The sequence below is a fragment of the Labrys okinawensis genome, from assembly GCF_002982075.1.
GTDB lineage: Bacteria > Pseudomonadota > Alphaproteobacteria > Rhizobiales > Labraceae > Labrys > Labrys okinawensis_A.
The window spans coordinates 636,286-656,954 of sequence record NZ_PUEJ01000003.1 but is presented as its reverse complement, the minus strand read 5'-3'; the positions used below and the strand labels follow the sequence as shown (position 1 = coordinate 656,954).

The 20,669-nt window shown below is 64.7% G+C and carries 17 protein-coding genes and 1 tRNA gene; 6 read left to right on the top strand and 12 right to left on the bottom strand.

From position 1 onward, the window contains the following. Positions 1-139: 139 nt before the first annotated feature. The 10 genes from ppk2 to C5L14_RS10005 form a co-directional block, all read right to left on the bottom strand. A complete protein-coding gene (ppk2, locus tag C5L14_RS10050) occupies positions 140-1,060 on the bottom strand; it encodes a polyphosphate kinase 2 (protein ID WP_105861874.1) in 921 nt (306 codons plus the stop codon). A gap of 136 nt (positions 1,061-1,196) precedes the next feature. After that, positions 1,197-2,795, bottom strand: coding sequence for a GMC family oxidoreductase (locus C5L14_RS10045; RefSeq protein ID WP_105861873.1), 1,599 nt, complete (start codon positions 2,793-2,795; stop codon positions 1,197-1,199). Between the two features lie 72 nt (positions 2,796-2,867). Beyond that, a complete protein-coding gene (locus tag C5L14_RS10040) occupies positions 2,868-3,731 on the bottom strand; it encodes a metallophosphoesterase (RefSeq protein ID WP_105861872.1) in 864 nt (287 codons plus the stop codon). 132 nt (positions 3,732-3,863) lie between these two features. After that, positions 3,864-4,760 (bottom strand): metallophosphoesterase, encoded by an 897-nt coding sequence (locus C5L14_RS10035; protein ID WP_105861871.1) that lies wholly within the window; start codon positions 4,758-4,760, stop codon positions 3,864-3,866. A 197-nt stretch (positions 4,761-4,957) separates the two neighbouring features. Continuing rightward, on the bottom strand, positions 4,958-6,343 hold the full coding sequence (locus tag C5L14_RS10030) for a class II 3-deoxy-7-phosphoheptulonate synthase (protein WP_105861870.1): 1,386 nt from the start codon (positions 6,341-6,343) through the stop codon (positions 4,958-4,960). A 258-nt stretch (positions 6,344-6,601) separates the two neighbouring features. Continuing rightward, on the bottom strand, positions 6,602-7,804 hold the full coding sequence (locus C5L14_RS10025; RefSeq protein WP_105861869.1) for a tetratricopeptide repeat protein: 1,203 nt from the start codon (positions 7,802-7,804) through the stop codon (positions 6,602-6,604). A gap of 116 nt (positions 7,805-7,920) precedes the next feature. Continuing rightward, positions 7,921-9,282, bottom strand: a complete 1,362-nt coding sequence (gene gor, locus C5L14_RS10020; RefSeq protein ID WP_105861868.1) for a glutathione-disulfide reductase — start codon at positions 9,280-9,282, stop codon at positions 7,921-7,923. A gap of 229 nt (positions 9,283-9,511) precedes the next feature. After that, on the bottom strand, positions 9,512-10,156 hold the full coding sequence (locus tag C5L14_RS10015; RefSeq protein WP_105861867.1) for a DUF2059 domain-containing protein: 645 nt from the start codon (positions 10,154-10,156) through the stop codon (positions 9,512-9,514). Positions 10,157-10,173: 17 nt separating this feature from the next. Next, positions 10,174-10,872: a ribose-5-phosphate isomerase RpiA gene (rpiA, locus tag C5L14_RS10010; protein WP_105861866.1), complete on the bottom strand. Its 699-nt coding sequence runs from the start codon at positions 10,870-10,872 to the stop codon at positions 10,174-10,176. A 225-nt stretch (positions 10,873-11,097) separates the two neighbouring features. Further along, a complete protein-coding gene (locus C5L14_RS10005) occupies positions 11,098-11,451 on the bottom strand; it encodes a hypothetical protein (protein ID WP_105861865.1) in 354 nt (117 codons plus the stop codon). A 196-nt stretch (positions 11,452-11,647) separates the two neighbouring features. Here C5L14_RS10005 and C5L14_RS10000 point away from each other — a divergent pair, with 196 nt between their 5' ends. From C5L14_RS10000 to C5L14_RS29955, 3 genes are all read left to right on the top strand, one after another. After that, positions 11,648-12,346 (top strand): HAD family hydrolase, encoded by a 699-nt coding sequence (locus tag C5L14_RS10000; RefSeq protein WP_105861864.1) that lies wholly within the window; start codon positions 11,648-11,650, stop codon positions 12,344-12,346. A 14-nt stretch (positions 12,347-12,360) separates the two neighbouring features. After that, positions 12,361-12,435, top strand: a tRNA-Val gene (locus C5L14_RS09995). Between the two features lie 193 nt (positions 12,436-12,628). Continuing rightward, a complete protein-coding gene (locus tag C5L14_RS29955; protein WP_146126877.1) occupies positions 12,629-12,904 on the top strand; it encodes a hypothetical protein in 276 nt (91 codons plus the stop codon). A 273-nt stretch (positions 12,905-13,177) separates the two neighbouring features. Here the strand turns inward: C5L14_RS29955 and C5L14_RS09990 are convergent, their stop codons facing one another. Next, positions 13,178-14,110 (bottom strand): DMT family transporter, encoded by a 933-nt coding sequence (locus C5L14_RS09990; RefSeq protein ID WP_105861863.1) that lies wholly within the window; start codon positions 14,108-14,110, stop codon positions 13,178-13,180. A gap of 97 nt (positions 14,111-14,207) precedes the next feature. Between C5L14_RS09990 and C5L14_RS09985 the strand changes: the two genes are divergently transcribed. The 3 genes from C5L14_RS09985 (at position 14,208) to C5L14_RS09975 (ending at position 18,349) form a co-directional block, all read left to right on the top strand. Continuing rightward, positions 14,208-14,831 (top strand): CGNR zinc finger domain-containing protein, encoded by a 624-nt coding sequence (locus tag C5L14_RS09985; protein WP_105861862.1) that lies wholly within the window; start codon positions 14,208-14,210, stop codon positions 14,829-14,831. 191 nt (positions 14,832-15,022) lie between these two features. Next, positions 15,023-16,312 (top strand): glycerate kinase type-2 family protein, encoded by a 1,290-nt coding sequence (locus tag C5L14_RS09980; protein ID WP_105861861.1) that lies wholly within the window; start codon positions 15,023-15,025, stop codon positions 16,310-16,312. A 177-nt stretch (positions 16,313-16,489) separates the two neighbouring features. After that, positions 16,490-18,349, top strand: coding sequence for an ABC transporter ATP-binding protein (locus tag C5L14_RS09975; RefSeq protein WP_105861860.1), 1,860 nt, complete (start codon positions 16,490-16,492; stop codon positions 18,347-18,349). A gap of 82 nt (positions 18,350-18,431) precedes the next feature. Here the strand turns inward: C5L14_RS09975 and C5L14_RS09970 are convergent, their stop codons facing one another. Continuing rightward, positions 18,432-20,669, bottom strand: a complete 2,238-nt coding sequence (locus tag C5L14_RS09970) for an MGH1-like glycoside hydrolase domain-containing protein (protein WP_105861859.1) — start codon at positions 20,667-20,669, stop codon at positions 18,432-18,434.

Below are 20,669 nucleotides of genomic sequence, written 5' to 3'. Positions count from 1 at the left end.
AGCCAAAACCGACCGCGCTTCAAATGATGAGATCATGCCAAAAGCGGATGGCGTCCCGCTTCGGTCGGCCGCGAAGCGAGGCGCCACGATGACGGGCGACGTCCCTGGACTTGTCGCCGACATTCGGGGCAAAAATGCTTCAGAACACGTTCGGCACATACATTTCCGAGGGTACGGGATGGCGCACATAATCCTCGTGGCGCTCCCGCTCGGGCAGGACGACCGGCGGATGCTCGACCTGGCCATAGGGAATCTGGCTGAGCAGATGGCTGATGCAGTTGAGGCGCGCGCGCTTCTTGTCCACGGCCTCGACCACCCACCAGGGTGCCTCGGGAATATGGGTGCGTTCCAGCATCACTTCCTTGGCCCTGGTATAGTCTTCCCAGCGCCGACGCGATTCCACGTCCATCGGGCTCAGCTTCCACTGCTTGAGCGGATCCTGGATACGCATGTTGAAGCGGAATTCCTGCTCCTCGTCGGTGATCGAGAACCAGTATTTCAACAGAATGATGCCCGAGCGCACCAGCATGCGCTCGAATTCGGGCACGGAGCGGAAGAACTCCTCATATTCGGCATCGGTGCAAAAGCCCATGACATGCTCGACGCCTGCCCGGTTGTACCAGCTGCGGTCGAACAGCACCATCTCGCCGCCGGCCGGCAGATGGGCGACATAACGCTGGAAATACCACTGCGTGCGCTCGCGCTCGTTGGGCGCCGGCAAGGCGGCCACGCGACAGATGCGCGGATTGAGGCGCTGGGTGATGCGCTTGATCACGCCGCCCTTGCCCGCGGAATCGCGCCCTTCGAACAGCACCACCACCCGCAGCTTGTGGTGCTGGATCCAGTCCTGCAGCTCGACCAGTTCGTGCTGCAGGCGGAAGAGCTCGCGGAAATAGATCTTGCGATCGAGCGTATCGCGCTCCTCCAGCTCGGGTGCATCCCCCAGAATGCGGTCGAGGCGTGCCTCTTCCAGCTCCAATTCGAGTTCTTCATCATATCCATCGGCGATTTCTTGCCGGATACGGTCGAGATTGGGTCTGCTATCCGCTGGCGTCGTCATGCGAATACTCCTTGCGAGAAGGCCGTTCCGATCGGCCAGGCATGTCTCGGGCGCCATAGGCCCATGCTTTCGTGAAGCCCGTAGTGCAGGAATATTTCAGTTATGTGACACGTCCGGCAAGCTCCTCGCCGGGCGGTCAGCCCGTCTTCAGCCACTCCACGGCGCGATGGGCGATGGCCATCACCGGGGCATTGGTATTGGCGCTGACGATCTCGGGCATCACCGAGCAGTCGAATACGCGCAAGCCCTCGACGCCGCGCACACGCAGCTGGGAATCGAGGACCGCCATCGGATCATCGTCCCGTCCCATGCGCGCCGTGCCGACGGGGTGGTAGTTGGTCTTGACCATACGCTTGCAATGGGCGTGCAAATCGGCGTCGGAAACCTTGTCGGCACCCGGCAGCATCTCATGGGAGATCTTCTCCTTGATCGGCGAAGTGTCAAGGAAGGAACGGGCAAAACGCAGGCCCGCGATCATCAGCCTGATATCCTCGGGATGTTTGAGGAAACCGCCGTCGACAACCGGCGGCTCGAGTGGATCCGCCGAATGCAGCCTCACCGTCCCTCGCGATTTCGGCCTGAGCAGGCAGGTGGTGAAGGTCACACCGTCGCAGGCGGTGACATCGGTGATGTCGCGGTCGAGATAGACAGTCGGCACGCAATAGATCTTCAGCGATGCATCGGCCTGCGGGTCGTCGGGATTGGTAAAGACGCAGGCCTCCACGCCCGTGGTGGTTACCGGCCCCCGCTTGCGCAGGAGATAGTCGAGGCCGTTGCGGATCATGTTCCAGCCCTTGTCCTGGCCGAAATAGCCGTAGCGACCGTTGGAGGCGGCGATCACCGGCACCTCGCAATGATCCTGCAGGTTCTCTCCCACCCCCGGCAGGTCAACCCGGGGCTTGATGCCGTGGCGCAGGAGATGGTCGGCCGGGCCGATGCCTGACAGCATCAGGAGCTTGGGCGTGACATAGGTGCCGGCGGCGAGGATCACCGTGGCGGCGGACGCTCTCTGGGTCCGGCCTCCCTCGACATAGTCCACACCCGTGCAGCGGTTCCCCTCGATGACGAGGCGCGTCACGATCGCTTCGGTGGTGATGGTCAGACGTTCGTCGCCGCGCACCAGCGGCAGGAAGGCATCCACGGCCGAGCAGCGGCGCTTCGTCACCCGATCCATGGTGCCCTGCATGAGGCCCACGCCGCGCTGGCGTCCGGAATTGAAGTCGGGGTTGAGCGGCTCGCCCAGAGACGGAAGCGCTTCCAGGAAGGCCCTGGTCATCTCGCAGGTATAGAGCGGCCTGGTGACCTTGAGCGGACCGGCGGTGCCATGCACCGGCGTATCGAGATCGGCATTGCCTTCCATCGCGATGAAATGCGGAAGGATATCGGCATAGCGCCAGCCTTCCGCTCCGTAATTGTCGGCCCAATTGTCATAATCGGCCGGCTGACCGCGCATATAGACCATGGCATTGACCGAGGAACCGCCGCCAAGCACCCGCCCCTGCGGCACGATGGTCGCGCGCCCGTCGAGTTGGGGCTGGCGCTCCATCCTATGCATGGTGAGATAGGTGTCCTTGGCCAGATATTTCATGTAGCCGGCCGGCATATGCATGATCGGATTCATGCGGGCGGGGCCGGCTTCCAGCATCAACACGTGCTGGCCGAGATCGCGCACGAGCCGCATGGCTGTCACGCAGCCGGACGAGCCGCCGCCGACGATGATGGTGTCGTAAGTCATTGCGATCAGAACCCGCCCCAATTGTCAGACGAGTTCGTTGTGTTTCACAACTTTGGCAGGAGTGCAAACGGATTAGGCCTCGGACGCCGGCAGCCCCGCCCCTAGGGTGATCATCACGATCTCGGGCGGCACGCCGAAGCGCACCGGCAGGCCCGTCATGCCAAGGCCACCCGAGACGACGAGGTGGCGATCCCCCTCGACGATATGGCCATAGGCAAAGCGGTTGCCATAGCGCGAGGGAACATGAATCACTCCGATGCCGGGCAGGACCACCTGCCCGCCATGCGTATGACCGCAGACCGTCAGGCCGATGTGATCGGGCACGTCGACGAAGATGTCCGGCTCATGCGCCAGCAGGATCGCCGGGGCGGCGTCGCCTACCTTGGCGAGCGTGCCCGGCAGGTCGTCGAGGCCGTAATTGCCGTCGCCGAGGCCGAGCAGCCAGAAGGGCCGCCCGTCCTTCTTGAGCCGCAGCACCGCATTCTCCATCACATGGATGCCGTTGGCTCTGAAGGCACGGCGGACATTGTCGCCGTCATGCCAGCCGATATCGTGATTGCCGAGCACGGCATGCACGCCGAGCGGCGCGCGCAGGATGGAAAGCGCCCTGGCGCATTCCGACATCGGCACGAAGGAGCCGACACCGAAGCGCCCCATGCCCGCCTCGTAGTCGCCTGCCAGCAGCACGATGTCGGGCTTGAGTGCATTGGTGGTGAGGGCGATCTGCTCGATATGGGCGGGTGTCATCCAGGGATTGATGGCATGGATGTCGGCGAGCACAGCGATGCGCAGCGTCGGGCCGCTTCTCCATTGGGGCGGTGCGACTTGGTACTGCGTCACCAGCAACCGTCGTGGTTCGACCCCGAAGGCATAGCCGCCGAACAGAAGGGGTGTGGCAAGGCCGGCCTTGAGGAGGAAATTGCGTCTGGAGAGCATGCGGAACCGTGGATATTTCAACGAACGAAACAATCTTCGCGCATCTTTGTGGCGCCGCAGCAGCAACGATATGCATGAGCGATGGAAAGAAAGCGCAATCGCCATGCGCAAGCCGAGCACGAGGTGCTCGGCCTAACTCACCGGTGAGCCGCCGCCATCCAGCGTGATCATCACGATCTCCGGCGGTACGCCGAAACGTACCGGCACCCCGGTCATGCCGAGGCCACCCGAGACGACAAGGTGGCGGTTGTCTTCGACGATGTGGCCATAGGCGAAACGCCTGCCATAGCGGGAGGGCACGCCTCTCGGGCCATAGAACGGGAAACTGACCTGCCCGCCATGCGTGTGTCCGCAGACCGTCAGGGCAATGCGGCGTTCGCGATCCAGATGCGCCAGCTCGGCAAAGATGTCCGGTTCATGGGCGAGCAGGATCGCGGGCGAGTCATCGCTCATTTGGGCTAGCGTGCCCGGCAGGTCGTCGAGCCTCCTATGATGGATCCCTCCCCACTGATCTCCCAAGCCGAGCAGCCAGAGGCCTCTCCCTGTCTTCTCCAGCCGGACCGCCACATTCTCCATGACGGGAATGCCATGCGCGGCGAAGGCGCGCCGGACACTGTCGCCACCCTTGCCACGCCGTCCCAGATCGTGATTGCCGAGCACGGCATGCACGCCCAGGGGAGCGCGAAGCAGCGAGAGCGCCTTGGCGCAATCCTCCATCGAGACATAGGAGCCGACGCCATAGAGCGGCATGCTGGCTTCGTAATCGCCAGCCAGCAGCACGATGTCGGGCTCGAGGGCGTTGGTGGCGTGCGTGATCCGCTCGATATGGGCGGGGCTCATCCAGGGATTGATGGCGTGGATGTCGGCGAGCACGGCGATCCTGAGCACCAGTCCCGCAGGCCAATTCTCCGGCGAGATTCGGTAGCGTGTCGCCACGAGACGCTGCGGCTCGACGCCGAAGGCGTAGCCGCTGGACAGGAAGGGCGTGGCGAGACCGGCCTTGAGCAGGAAATGGCGTCGGGAAAGCATTGGGATCCACGGATTGCATTGGTTGCTTGGGCAACCTTGCCGCGTGGATGTGATGCGCAAATCGTCGAAAGATGCAGGATCGGAGGAAAGTCAGCGCAATCCCGTCGACAAAGGGCAGAAAAGCCGAGAGGCGGGCCAACGGACCCGCCTCTCGATAGATCGGTCTTCCGGTCGGAATGGAAAGGCGACGCGCGCCCTCACTCCGCCGCGATGATGCTCGGCTTGATCTGGCCCGAGCGTTCCTTCTTGACCAGATCCGCCACCATGAAGGCGACCTCGATGGCCTGCTCGGCATTGAGGCGCGGATCGCAATGGGTGTGGTAGCGGTCCGCGAGATCGGCCTCGCTCACGGCACGAGCTCCGCCGGTGCATTCGGTGACGTTCTTGCCGGTCATCTCCAGATGCAGGCCGCCGGCATAGGTGCCTTCGGCCTGGTGCACGGCGAAGAAGCTCTTGATCTCGCCGGTGATCTGGTCGAACGGCCGGGTCTTGTAGCCGTTCATCGCCTTCACGGTGTTGCCGTGCATGGGATCGCACGACCACACCACCGAACGGCCCTCGCGCTTCACGGCGCGGATGAGCTCGGGCAGATGCTGCTCGACCTTGTCATGGCCGAAGCGCGCGATCAGGGTCAGGCGGCCCGGCTCGTTTTCGGGGTTGAGGATGTCGATCAGCTTGATCAGCTCGTCGGGCTTGAGCGACGGGCCGCATTTCAGGCCGATCGGATTCTTGACGCCACGGAAGAACTCGACATGGGCATGATCGAGCTGGCGCGTGCGGTCGCCGATCCAGATGAAGTGGCCCGAGGTCGCATAGGGATCGCCCGAAGTGGAATCGATGCGCGTCATCGCCTGCTCATAGCCGAGCAGCAGCGCCTCGTGGCTGGTATAGAAATCGGTGATGCGCATCTCCGGATGCAATTCCGGGTCGATGCCGCAGGCGCGCATGAAGTCGAGCGTCTCGGTGATGCGTTCGGCCAGGGCCTGGTATTTCGAGCTCTGCGGCGAGTCCTTGACGAAGCCGAGCATCCACTGGTGTACATGGGCGAGATTGGCATAGCCGCCGGTGGCGAAGGCGCGCAGCAGGTTGAGCGTCGCCGCCGACTGGCGATAGGCCTCGAGCTGGCGGCGCGGATCGGGAATGCGCGCCTCGGCCGTGAATTCGGTGCCGTTGACGATGTCGCCACGATAGACCGGCAGCTCGATCTCGCCGACCTTTTCGGTGGGCGCCGAGCGCGGCTTGGCGAACTGGCCGGCGATGCGGCCGACTTTCACCACCGGCGAGGAGCCGGCGAAGGTGAGCACCACCGCCATCTGCAGGAAGACGCGGAAGAAGTCGCGGATGTTGTCGGCGCCGTGCTCGGCGAAGCTCTCGGCGCAGTCGCCGCCCTGGAGCAGGAAGGCCTCGCCGGCCGCCACCTTGGCGAGCTGGCGCTTGAGCTTGCGTGCTTCACCTGCAAAAACCAGCGGAGGGAAAGTCGCGAGCGTCGCCTCGACGTCGTTGAGGGCCTTTTCGTCAGGATAGACGGGCGACTGCTGGATGGGTCTGGAACGCCAGCTCTGCGGTGTCCAACGCTCGGACATGAGTATATTTCCTGTTCTCAGGGCGAGCCGGCAATAGCCGCCCAGCACGACGACGATACTTTCACGGGGCCGGCGTTTTCCGGCGAAGGCCGGTTCTATACGCGTCCGGCAGACGGAAAACCAGCGTAAAACCGTGGCTTTTCGCCCCATTCACGAAATTTTCGGGCATGTTCAGGCCGTTTTAGCCAAATCAAGAGGCGCGTGCGATTCCAAGCCGCTCGAGATCGGCTTTTCCCGCGACCGCTGGCATCCATGCTCTCAATTCTCCCGTCCCGCCAGGACCTTGAGGGCCTTCAAGGTCTCCCGATTGAGGGTGCCGTTGGTCTTGCCGCTGTAGAGGCCGCGATCGACCAGTATCGACTGTACTTCCACACGGGTGTCCAGACTCCAGGCGCCCCAGTGGTCGGTGAGCTGGTTGAAGCTGTATTCGTTGCCGGCTGCCAGCGCGCGCATCAGCCACAGCGCTGCCGCCTTCCCGTCGGCCGCGATGCCCGTGCCATTGGCATAGGCGAAAGCCAGGCCGGCCATGCCGTCGGTATTGCCGCGATCGGCGGCAAGGCGATAATAGGTGACCGACTTGGCTTCATCCTTGGGCACGCCGTCGCCGCTGAGATAGGCATAGGCGATCTTCACCAGGGCATCGTCGTCGCCCTGGTCGGCTGCGGCCTGGAACAGCGCCACTGCCTTGGCGCCATCCTTCGGCACGCCCTGTCCGCTCTGATAGGCCAAAGCGAGGTTGCGGGCGCCCGCCGGATCGCCCTTGTCGGCCGCCTCTTGGAATTGCCGGGCCGCTTCCGCGAAATCCTGGGCAACGCCCTCGCCATCCCGATAGAGAAAGCCGAGATTGACGTTGGCGGCGGCCAGTCCCGCCTCCGCCGCCTTCTTGTAGAGCGCCAGGGCTTGCGCCGGATCGGCTTTCACGCCGCGCCCGACCTGATATTGATAGGCCAGGGAGTTGAGGCAGTCTGCGTCGCCCTTGTCGGCGCAGAGCTTGAACAGGCGGTTCGCCTCGGCGTCATTGCTCGGGACGCCGACACCGTCGCGTTCGCGCACCCCGGCCGAGAAGGCTGCGATCAGGCTGCCGAGATCGGCCGCCTTGCGATAGGCCTCGAGGGCAGCCGCATCATTGCCGAGCTTTTCCTGGGCACGTCCGAGCTGGAACTGGAAGCGCGCAACGGCAGGGTAGCGGCTGACGGCCTCCCGGCAGCGCGTCAGAGCCAGCGCGCCGTCGAGCGCCTCCATGGCGACGCCATCCACGACCTTCTGGCTGTCCTCGGGGCTGGCCGCCAGGCGATCGCAATCGGTGACGGCTTCCTCCGCCTGGGGCTGGGCTGGCACAGCGCGCAAGGGAGGAACATGCCGCCCGTGGGGCGGGGTGAGATTGAGTGCAGAGGCCGCGTTCGCAAGCACGATCATGCCAGCGGCCAGCGTGCCGAAAATCACCACAGGAGCCCGCATCATGCCCTCCCCGAACCGCCTGCCCGCCGCCCTCTCATGCGCAGCGGCCGGACATCCAAGCGGGGGAATCGCCGCTATCGCACGGCGTGCACTCTGCAGCCGGGCTGGTAAAGGCCGGCTTAGCGGACAGGCGTACGCATCGTCACCAATTCCTCGGCCGCACTTGGATGCAGCGGCATGGTGGCATCGAAATCCGCCTTTGTCGCGCCCATCCTGACGCTGATCGCCAGCAATTGCGCCATTTCGGCCGCCCCTTCGCCGACGATATGCACGCCGAGAATCTTGTCGGTCACCTTGTCGACCACCAGCTTCATGAAGACACGATCGCCGCTGCCCGACAGGGTGGCCTTCATGGCTCGGAACGAGGTCTGGAAGATGCTGACACCCCCGCCGCATTCGGCGCGCGCTTCTTCCTCGCTCAAGCCGACGGTGCCGATCTCCGGGGTGGAGAACACGGCCGTCGGCACGAGGCGATGGTCGGCCAGCCAAGGCTTGTTGCCGAAGACGGTATCGGCAAAGGCATGGCCTTCGCGGATGGCGACGGGGGTGAGATTGATGCGATTGGTGACATCGCCGACCGCCCAGATCCCGGGTGCGGTGGTGCGCGACTGGTCGTCGACCGCGATGGCGCCGGCGGTGTTGATCTCCACGCCGACCGTTTCGAGACCGAGGCCCGCCGTATTGGGCTTGCGCCCGGTCGCCACCATGATCTCGCCGACATGGCGCGTCTGGCCGTTGGTGAGGGTCACCCGCCGCCCGCCCGCCTGGTCCGCCTCGATGCGCTTGAGATCCGTGCGGATCAGGATCTCGATGCCCGCCGCGCCCATCGCCTCCGTCAGCACCCGGCGCACATCGTCGTCGAAACCGCGCAGGATCGCCTCGCCGCGATAGACCAGGGTCACCTTCACGCCCAGCCGCTGCAGGAGGCAGGCGAATTCGACGGCGATATAGCCGCCGCCGACGATGATCATCGTTTCCGGCAGGCCGGGCAGGTCGAAGACCTCGTTGGAGGTGATGGCGAGTTCGACGCCCGGTACGTTCGGCTTGACCGGCGCCCCGCCGGTTGCGATCAGGATCCGGCCGGCGGTGAAGCTGCGTCCGCCGTCCAGCTGCACGGTATGCGGAGCAGTGATCACGGCGCGACTCGGGAAGGTCGCCACCGATGATTTTTCCAGATTGGCCGAATAGGCCCGTTCAAGCCGGGTAATCTCGGCTTCCTTGGCGGCCACGAGCTTGGGCCAGGAAAATTCGGCCTCGGGCACGGTCCAGCCGAAGCCGGCCGCCTCGCGGAATTCGTCGGCGAAACGGCTGGCCAGCACATAGAGCTTCTTGGGCACGCAGCCACGAATGACGCAGGTACCGCCGACCCGGAACTCCTCGGCGATGGCCACCCGCGCCCCATGCGAGGCTGCGATGCGGGCGGCGCGCACCCCGCCGGATCCCGCGCCGATCACGAACAGATCATAGTCGAATTGCGACATGGTTGAGCCTGACTGCCATTGCCCGGCCTGCGCAAGCGATCATCCGGGAGGATTGCGAAAGCGTGTTGCGATGAGATGGAAACGCTCCGCAATCGCAACGATACGTCGAAACGAAGAACCAGAGCAAAGAAGCGCTTACGCGTGCATGCGCCTTGCTTTGCGACGCCTGAACGTAAGAAGCGGGACTGATGTGATCAATCCCGCTTCCGAACAAGGCTGATATTCGATTTTATTGGGCCGGCGCGGCGGGCTTGTCTGCCGCGGCCGGTGCGTCTCCGGACGTTTCGGTCGGCGAAGGACCGAGCTTGCCGCCCTTCTTCTCCACCTCTTCGCGCACCCGCTTCATCACGCCGTCCTGCAGCTCGCGCGTCCAGCCCTGCACCACCGGCATCGAATCACGCAGGATGATCTGCTGCTGGGTGGCAAGCTTCTTGCCGACCGGGCTTTCGTAGAAAGCGATCAGCTGCTTGAGCTCGTCCTCGCTGAAACGCGTGGTGTAGAATTTGGCGAGGCTGTTATCGAGCTCGATCCGCTTCTTCATGAATTCGGGCACCAGCGAGATGGCCGCCTCGTTGATCATCTGGCTGAGTTCGGGACGCTGGCCGGTATAGATGGCGGTCGCCTGCTGCAGATATTGCGGAATGATGTCGTCGAAGCCGACGGTCAGGCCGGAAGCCTTCAGGAACTGCACGGCCGTCGCCAGCTGCTCCGGCGTCGGCTGGGCGGCATTGCCCGTCGGCACCTCGGCCGTTGGCGCCGGCGTGGCATTCTGCGCCGAAGCCGGCAGCGCTGCGGCGCTTGCAAGCAGTCCGGCGACCATGGCGGCGGCCAAGACGCGAACCTGCCCACAAACATGGCGTTGACGAAGCATCATGGAACTCCCATCACAAATCAGGCTGGCCCGATGAAGCGGACGCCCGAAGAGCCGGCGACATAGGCGCCCTTGGCTAATCCGAGAAACAATCCGTGTTCGACGACACCGGGAATGGTGGACAGGCCCGCCGCCAGGGCAGCGGGATCGGGGATCTGTTGAAAGTGGCAATCTAGGATGTGGTGCCCGCCATCCGTGACGAAAACAAGGCCGTCGGACTGTTGGCGCAGGCGCAATTCACCGGAAAGTCCGAGTTTTGCGGCAATACGCTCGATAGCAGCCCGGGTCGCACCAAAGCCGAAGGGAATGACCTCCACCGGCAGCGGGAAGCGCCCGAGCACCGGCACCACCTTGGATTCGTCGGCGATCACCAGCATCGAGGCAGCCGCCGAGGCGACGATCTTCTCGCGCAGCAGCGCACCGCCGCCGCCCTTGATCAATCCGAGAGCCGGACCGATCTCGTCGGCTCCGTCGACCGCCAGGTCGAGTTCGGGCGTCTCGTCCAGCGTGGTCAGAGGAATACCGAGATCCCTGGCCTGGTCGTGGGTGAATTCGGAGGCCGGCACGCAGACGACTTCGAGCCCGCCCCGCACCTTCTCGCCCAATAGGTCGACGAAGTGCTTGGCCGTCGAGCCATGGCCCAGGCCCAGCCGCATGCCGCTTTCGACATGGGCGAGCGCGGCTCGGGCTGCTTCGCGCTTCATGTCGTCAGGGGTCATGGCAACCTTGGCGGTTCGGGTTATCGAGCGTGTCATCCGTTATGGCTCGGCGTTTGACAAGATCAAACCATAGCGGGCGACCCATCCCAGGATCAGGCGGCGGTTATAACGGCTTTGCTGCCGATTGCATCAGTTAAGTTTGAGAAGCAAGGGGCTAGACACAAGGAAAATCGGCCCCGCCCCTCCGGCAGGCAAGTCCGTCATGCGCCGGATACCCGCTTTGGCCTATCTTCCGGGGGGCGTACAGATGACCTGGTCCTTCCAGACATAGCACACGCTCATCGTCCCGGTGCGCTGTTCCACCCGGAACACCGAACTCTCGCGCTCATGGCTGGAGGCGATCAGCGTGTAGTCGCCGGGCTCCTGCTTGCCGGCCCCTTCGCCGGCCGGAAAACAGAGGGTGACGCCGGTATTGTCCTCCTTGACGCCATATTGGCAGGCCCCGACCTCGCCGGTGAGCCGGTCGACACGGTAGATGCGGTTGAGGTCCTTCTGCGGCGCCGCGACGAAGACATAGTCGGCTCCGAGCGCAGGGCCGGCGGTAAGAAGGAGGGCTGCAAGGCCTAGCGAACGCTTCATGATGACTGGCTCGTCGTTTCCTCGGCGGAGCGCATGTCCCGAATGCCTGGGGCGTCGTGTCACACGCCCTAGTCAGGCGCGATCCAACCCGGTTACATTCACACGGACGATACGGTCCTAACTCGAATCGTGAATTCTCGACTCTTCGCTTGCCACCCAGACATGGCATTTTCCAGACCAAGCCGGAAAGAACAGCATGATGCAGCCGCGGACAGCGATCTTCGACCTTGACGGAACGCTGGTGGACAGCGCCCGCGACTTGATGGGAACGCTGAACTTCATCCTGGCTCGCGAAGGGCTGCCCGCCTTGCCGGTCGAGAGAGCGCAGAGTCTGCTGGGTGCCGGCGCCCGCGCGCTGCTGGAACGCGGATTTGCCGAATGCGGCCAGACGGTCGAGCCGGCCCGCATGGACGTGCTCTATCGCGATTTTCTCGACTATTACGGCGAGCATCTGGCCGATGAGACGGTTGCCTTCGACGGTGTCGAAGAAGCCTTGCAGACGCTGAAGTCGCGAGGCTGGCTGCTCGGCATATGCACCAACAAGGTGACCGAACATTCCGTGCGCCTGATCGAAGCCCTGAAACTGACCCCCTATTTCAGCGCCATTTGCGGGCGCGACGCCTTCGCCTGGTTCAAGCCTGATCCGCGCCACCTCACCCTCTCGATCGAGGCCGCCGGTGGCGATCCTACCCACGCCGTCATGGTGGGCGACAGCAAGACCGACATCGACACCGCCCTGCGCGCCGGGCTGCCGTCGGTCTGCGTGGATTTCGGCTACACCGACATTCCCGCCACTCAGTTGGGGGCAACCCACGTCATTTCGCATTTCGATCAACTGATTTCTGCAATCGACGCGATTACCGGCTTGACAGCGCAGCCGGCTTTATCCAAATAGGCGCTTCCCTTCGGGGGCGCGTAGCTCAGCGGGAGAGCACTCCCTTCACACGGGAGGGGTCACAGGTTCAATCCCTGTCGCGCCCACCATTCAGACTCCGCAAAACCAATACGTGACAACCGTATTCAAGGCCCAGTTTTGAGGCGCGGAGCGGTGGTTCAATTTGCGCATCCGCCGCGATATACATCGCCATCCCATAAGGAACTTTCTCCCTGCCCATGCGTTTGATCGAGCGTTTTCGATCAAATGCGTGTTTTCGTTTCATTTCGACAGGAGAGGCTCATGAGATTTCTTATTGCCGCCGCTTTCGCCCTAGGCGCCACCTTTGCCCTCGCCGGTCCATCCTCGGCCATGCCGGTGTCCCAGCCGGACAATCCCTCGCTCGTACAAACAGTCAGGGACCGGACCTGCAACGCGCCGTCGAACAGCGCCCGCTGCAAATGGTATGGCGTGCCCGGCGTGCATCGCGGGCCGCGGTGGCTGCGTCAACACGGTGGCGAAGGCTATCGGCATCGCCACCATCACCGCCGGCACTACCGCCATCATCGGCGCACCTGATCTTTCCCGGGAAAGACAGCGAAGCCGTTGACCGGTGCAAGGAGCGATTTGTCCGAATCGCACCTTGCACCGGAGTCTTGTTCTGACGGGTTCTTGACCCGAAAAGCTCCCCATTCGTAACAAGTCACGTTCTGGTCGTCCCGCATCTGCGGACGAGCTACGGCCGGCTTATGATCCCGGATCTGCTTCGCAGCATTGCAGGCCGCAATGCGTCCGGCACGACCTCGTGAACAACTGCGTCCGTATTTCTCTTCCGGCCTCTCCGCTCTGTTCTCAATTGGTGGCGGGCTTCAGCCGCGCCTTGGGCTCCGCCATGGCAAGGCCAGCCCCGGCCAGCATCACAGCCATGCCGAGCAGGTCGAGGAGGCGGACCTGTTCGCCGAAGCAGATCATGCCGAGCAGCACGGCAATGATGGGGGATACGAAGGCATAGGTTCCCGCACGCGTGGCGCCGATCTCCCTGAGGAGCGTCATGTAGATGGTGTAGCCGATCAGCGAGCCGAACAGCACGAGAAACAGCCATCCCGCCCAGGCCGCCGCGCCCCATTGCCCAGCCAACGCCCGAATTGCTCCGGGCTCGCCGGCGAGCGACGCGGCGAGCAACAGCAGGCCGCCGAAGAGGGTGGTACTCCCGGCCACGACGGTCGAGGAGTAGAGCCGCAGCAAGGGACGCGCGACCACCGAGCCCCAGCCATAGGCCACTGCGGCCCACGACACCGCTGCCGCTCCCGCCAGGCGCCATGCCGCGCCCTCGCCCGCCGCTGCAGACCAATTTCGAACCGCAGTCGGCCCGAACAGGATGGTCAGCCCCGCCATGCCGAGAAGGAGGGCACCGAAACGCCGCCTGTCGAAATTCTCTTCCCGCAGCCAGAGCGCGAAAGCCATCAGGGCTATCGGCGTCAGCGACATTTCGAGCACGGCGGCCGTACCCGAATCGACATGCGCCACCCCCCAGAACAGCGCCGCATAGCACAGCGTTATCATCAGCAGGCTGGTGGCCGCGAGACGCGGCAGATCCCGCCACGCCAGCCGCGGCAGCCCCTCGCGCCAAGCGGCGAATCCGAGCAGCAACAAGCCGGCCGCGGTAAAGCGCGTGCCGGCAAACAGCAGGGGCGGCACCGCCTCCACGCCGGCCTTGATGCCGATCCAGGTGGTTCCCCAGATCGCGCAGAGAGCCAGGAACAGCAAGGTGGTACGGCTGGGCATAACGGGACCTCGGCAGATCTTGTGTAACGGTTATATATCATTATAATCGTTACAATGCACGCTTGAATTCCGAGAGTCAGCGCTGGAAAGTGCTGCGATGAACCAGGTCAAGACCATTGCCACCATCCGCCTCGTCGGCGGACATCCGGCCCTGGATTTCGTCAACACGGTCGACGCCTGGCGCGATCGCTGGGGGCCGGACCTGCTCGTCTCCTATGGCGATCTCATCACCTGGGCCCGGCGTGGCGATCTGATCGATTCGGCCCTTTCGGACCGCCTGCGGCAACGGGCCGACAGCGAGCCGGCCGAGGCGGACGCGGCCTTGCTGCGAGCCAGATCCCTGCGCACGACCTTGAGAAATCTCTTTCTCGCTGAAACCATGGGCGAAACGGGCAGCGAAGAAGATGCTGCTCGTCTTGACGGCGTGCTGCAGAGCGCCAACCATCAGCGCGAACTGCGCCTGGCTGCCGGCATTTTCGAATGGGGCTGGCGCGACGATGGCACCCTCGACGCCATCCTCCATCGCATTGCCTTCGCCGCGGCCGACCTGCTCACCGGCCGCAGCGGGCGCCGGGGCGTGCGGGAATGCCATGGCATCAATTGCGGCTGGCTGTTTCTCGACACCTCGCGGGGCGGACGCCGCCAATGGTGTTCGGAAGAGGCCTGCGGCACCCATATGCGCGTGCGGCGCTTCCGCGAGAGAGGCGGCCCCGGCGCCTGACCGCCGACGCTTTCCAAAATTACCGCCAACGGGCTGGCCTCACCGCGCCTCCATAGGTTAAGGGACATGGCAAGCCATCACCCTTGCGGCTGCCTCATCGCCGGGCAGCGCAGGAACCGATGCAAAGAACAAGCATGAAGCATGACGCGTTTTCTCATCCGCGTCCTGCCGCGAGGGAGCCCGAAGACGCAATGCCTGACCGTGTCGATGCCCGCCGCCAGACTCTCGACGCCATTTTCACGGGGGCGGTCGCTGCGTCCCATCCGGCAACCTTCCTGCCGCAGCATCTGCCGCCTCCCCCTGCCTCGGGACGGCTGATCCTGCTTGCCGCCGGCAAGGCGGCCGGCAGCATGGCCGAGATCGCGGAAGCCCACTATACTGCCCTCGGCGTCCCGGCCGATCGCATCGACGGCGTGGCGGTGGCCCGCCATGGTTATGGGCGCCCGCTCAAGACCCTGCCGATGATCGAGGCCGGGCACCCTGTGCCGGACCAGGGCAGCATCGATGGCGCCGAGCGCGCGCTCGCGCTTGCAGCAGCGGCCGGCGAGGACGATCTGGTGCTGGTCCTGCTCTCCGGCGGCGCTTCCGCCAATTGGGTGGCGCCCGCCGGCGCGCTGACCCTGGACGACAAGCGCGCCATCACCCGTCACCTGCTGCGCTCGGGCGCCGCCATCGGCGAGATCAATGTCCTGCGCAAGCGCCTGTCACGTATCAAGGGTGGCCGCCTCGCCCAGGCCGCCTATCCCGCGCGCCTGCTCACCCTCGCCGTCTCGGACGTTCCCGGCGACGATCCCGCCGTGATCGGCTCCGGCCCCACCGTACCCGATCCCGTCAGCAATGCGCAGGCTCTCGCCATTGCCGAACGCTTCAATACGCCTCTCGGCGCGGCCAAGGCCCTCTTCGAGGACGCCGGCAACGAGACGCCCAAGCCGGGCGATCCGGTCTTTGCCAAGAGCGAGTTCCGCATCGTCGTCACCCCCTCCGACATGATCGCGGCCGCGACCCGCCTCGCCGAGCAGCATGGTTATGAACCGGTCGTGCTCGGCGCCAATGTCGAGGGCGAAGCCCGGCAGGTCGCCGCAGACCAGGCGCGGCAGGCCCGCGCGCTGAAGGCCGCCGGCCGCCGCGCCGCCCTGATCTCCGGCGGAGAACTGACGGTGACCATCACCGGCAAGGGACGCGGCGGGCCCAACCAGGAATTCAGCCTGGCCCTGGCCCTCGCCCTCGAGGGCGAGAGCGGCATCAGCGCGCTCGCCGCGGATACGGACGGCACGGATGGGGGCGGCGGCCTCGCCACCGACCCAGCCGGTGCGATCATTGACGAGACCACGCTCGCAAGGGCCCGTGCGGCCGGCATCGACCCGGCCGCCTATCTCGCCGACAACGACTCGACCGGCTTCTTCGAAGCCATCGGCGATCTCGTCGCGCCCGGCCCGACCTTCACCAATGTCAACGACCTCCGGGTCATCCTGGTGGACTGAAGCACGTACGGACAGGAAGATGCGGACATCGCGACATGCAGGCATGTTGCTGATGTCCGCATTTTTGAAACACCTGCCGGCCGCCAACAAGGCTGGTGCGACTCGTAATTTGACCCGAAACTCCTGCTTTGGTGTCGCCGCAAGCGATTCCAGCATTGTTTCAAGGTCATATTTTCGATGTTTGCGCGCTTATTCCGATTTCTCGAAAGCCGCATAGATATATTCGCCGCTTTCGACGAGCACGACACGCCGCCCACCGGGGTATGGCGTTTCATGTGGCACCACCTCAAGCCCGTGAAAGGCTGGCTGCTGGCCATCATGGGGATCGAGCTGGCCTTCAGCGGCGTGGAGGCCGGCATCTATCTGATGGTCGGCTGGTTCGTGGACCTGCTGAACAAGGGCTCGCCGCAGACCCTCTTGCGCGACCACGGCCTGCTTCTCGCCGGCGCCCTGTTCGTGGTGCTGTTGCTCAGGCCGGTCCTGTTCTTCGTGACCCAGGCCGTCACCAATCTGATCGTGGTGCCGCCGCTCACCAACCAGATCCGCTGGCGCAACCACATCTATACGCTCGGCCATTCGCTTACTTATTTCCAGAACGACTTTGCCGGGCGCCTGTCGGCGCGCGTGATCCAGGCCGGGCAATCGATTCGCTCGGCGATCATCGCGGTGATCGGCGACCTCTGGTATGCGCTGGTCTTTGCCGGGGTCACCATTGGCTTCTTCGGCTCGGTCGATGCCTGGCTGGTGCTGCCTGTCGTGGCCTGGCTGGCCGCCTATGCCGCACTGCTCTCCTTTTTTGTACCGCGAGCGTTGAAGCGCTCGGAAGCCAATTCCCTCGGTCGCTCCACCACCACCGGGCGCATCGTCGATTCCTACACCAACATCCTCACCGTGAAGCTGTTCGCCCGTTCCGATCTCGAACGCTCGGCGGTCAGGGAAGCGCTCAAGCGCTGGAACGAGAGCTTTCTCGATCTGATGCGCCTGATCCTCGGCGCCAGTTTCGCCCTGCAGGTGCTCAACAGCCTGCTGCTGGCGGTGATCGCCGGCATGATCCTCCTGCTCTGGAGCCAGGGCAACATGACGGCCGGCGCCGGTGCGGCGGCCCTCACTCTGGTGCTGCGGCTGATCCAGCTCTCGGGCTGGCTGATGTATCTGATCCGCGACGTCTTCGAGAATATCGGCGCCGTGCAGGAGAGCATGCTGACGATCGCCAAGCCGCATGACCTCGTCGACGCTCCCGACGCCGCCACGCTCTCGGTGCCACGCGGCGAAATCGTCTTCGAGCATGTCCGCTTCGGCTATGGCGGCACGCAGCCGGTGTTTTCGGATCTTTCGCTCACCATCCGCCCCGGCGAGAAGGTGGGTATCGTCGGCCCGTCCGGCGCGGGCAAGTCGACGCTGGTCAACCTGCTGCTGCGTCTCTACGCCATCCAGTCCGGCCGGATCCTGATCGACGGGCAGGACATTGCCGGCGTCAGCCAGGACAGTTTGCGCCGGCATATCGGCGTGGTGACGCAGGACAATTCCCTGCTGCACCGCTCCATCCAGGACAATATCGCCTATGGCCGCACGGAAGCGGACAAGGATGCCATCGAGGATGCGGCGAGGCAGGCCGCCGCGCATGATTTCATCGTGACGCTGGGTGACCAGGAAGGACGCGCCGGCTACGAGTCGCGCGTGGGCGAGCGCGGCGTCAAGCTCTCCGGCGGACAGCGCCAGCGCATCACCATCGCGCGCGTGCTGCTCAAGAACGCCCCGATCCTGGTACTCGACGAAGCGACCTCCGCCCTGGATTCGGAGGTGGAGGCGGCAATCCAGGGCCAGCTTCGCCGCCTGATGCACGACAAGACGGTGCTCGCCATTGCCCATCGTCTTTCGACGATCGCGGAACTCGATCGCCTCATCGTGCTCGATGGCGGCCGTATCGTCGAGCAGGGACGGCATGAGGAACTGATCGCGCGCGACGGCCTCTATGCCAGGCTGTGGCGCCGCCAGTCCGGCGGCTTCCTGGCTTTGGAGGACAGTTCGGCTGCTTGAGACGCACCGAGATAAATGCGTCGTCATCCCCGGTGAAGTGGCAAGCCCCGAGAAGGGATCCAGGGGCCCAAGGCCGTTCGTTTCAAATGCCGGTGATTCGCGCACGCCACCGCAGCTCGAGATCGGCCGCCTTGGCGCTCGCAGGAAGGTGGACCAGGATGCCGCCCTCCTCCGACGTTGCGACCGTCTCGCCGTCGAGGCTCGCCTGGGGCGTCATGCCGGCATGGAGATGCGGGAAGCGCAGGAAGCAGGCCCGTTCGAGTGGCGGCAGGCGCAGCGATATCGCACCATCCGTCATCGAAAGCCGGGAGATCCGGCCGGCCACATCGGTTTCCAGCAAAACGCGCTCGCCCTGGATCAGGCGCAAACGGCCCTGTGAAAGGGCGAGGCGAACCTGCCCCAGCGGGCTTGCGAAGGGTCCCAGTTCGCCCTCCCCGCCCGGATTGCCGATTTCCCAGCCATGCCAGGGCGTAACATCTGTCACCGCGGCGATGCCGAGCTTGGCCATCAATGCGCCCCAGCTGTAGAAGCGCTCGGTGTCGGGCTGGTCGAGCGGCTCTCCCGTCTCGGCATTGTAGTTTTCCGGGCAGATGCGGCGGCTTTCCCAGGCGGAGCGGAACAGCGCGAAGCTGCGCTGGGCCAAGGCCGAAGCCCTCTCGTCCAGCCCGTGGCGGCGCAGCCCCTGATAGACGAGATAGTTGAAGGGCGGCCAGATCCGGCCGCGCCAATAGGAATTGTCCTTGAAGGCGGGATCGGCACGGCTGACGCCGGGAATGACCGGATCGCCGCCGAAGCCGGAGGGATCGTCAAGGTGCCCGCAGAGCCGTTCGATCTGCCCGGGCGTCGCAGCACCCGCGAGCAGCGGATAGAAACTGGTCGGCGCCAGGCTCCTGACGAAGCCGCCGCCACGCCGGCGATTGGCGAAGATGCCGCGCTCGCCATCCCATAAAGTCTCTTGAATAAGAGCTTTCGTGGCTTCGGCGCGGGCAGCATGAGCCGTCGCCTCCTCCTCGCGCCCCAGTTCTGCTGCCATCAAAGCGAGCATCTCGGCATCGAGCGCCAGCAGGCTGTTGAGGCCGACATCCCAGATATCGAGCGTGCGCGTGGCCTTGTCGTAGCGCGCCTCGTCGTGAACCGGCGAATTGTCCATCGCCGATTCATTGCGTGCCCCGAAATGAGTGCCCTTGTAGAGCCCGTCGCCCACATCCGAGGTGCCGAAGGAGGCGAGCCCCGTCCCGCCCGGATCGCGCTCCCGCCACCACCAGGCGTGGTTGCGCGCCAGCACGGCATAGGCATTTTCGAGCAGGTCGCGGGCGCGATGGCGCAGATAGAGCTGCCAGACCACGAAACCGCCGATGGGGCTCTGGCTGCGGTCGACCCAGGCGTCGCTGGCGGTGAGCAGGCAGGGCAGATTGCCCTGCGGCGTCGCGCCGGAAAATACGGCGGCGAGATTGTCGCGGGCGAGACCGGCGTCGAATTCGCCGGCCATCAGGGCGGCATAGAACTGGTCGTTCAGCCAGACACCGTAGCCACCGAATTTCCCCAGGTCCCAGTTGCGGCTGATGGCAGTATAGGAGCGCTGGTTGATGCCGTCCCATACCGTGTTCCAGGCGACGACGTCGCGCAGTGCCGCCAGGGCGACGGCGGGCTCGCCGTCCGGTCGAGGCGGCACCACGTCGGGCCGCGCCAGCAGGGCTCGCGCCTGGGCGACGGCGAGATCCTGCCTGTCGGCAATGGCGAGCGCGAAGCGATTGTCGCGCATCATTTCCAGGTTGAAGCGCAGCACGAGGACCGGCGCTGCCTCGGCCCGGGACCCGGTGTGGAAATAGCCGTGGGTTTCATAATCCTGCACCGCCTCGGCGAGCGAGACATGTCCGGTCACCTGCACGGGTGGTTCCTCGCTGACAAGGGCAGCGAAGCGATGCCCGACACGGACGATCAGAGCTCCGTCGGCCTCCTCGAAACGAACCTGCTCGCCACCGTCGGCCGAAAGGCAGAGATTGATCCAGAAGCGCACCCCCCATTCGCCGGCCTCGGCCATCCGCCAGCTGCCGGTGATGCTGAAGGGATCGGCCTTGCCATAACGCCAGTCGAGGGTCGTTCCGGCGTGGGAGAGTTGAAGCTCCACCAGGGAGCCGTCGAGCGCGTGCCGCCCCAGCATGACGGCGTCGCCCGGCTCGAACAGGCAGGCCTTGCCGGTGCTGGCCGCGAAGGCGAGCGGGGTAAGCCTGAGGCCGAGCGGCAGGAACACCATTTCCGCCGGCCGCGACGACCAGCTGTTCCAGGCACGTTCGAGCGGAATATTGACGCTGACCGGCAT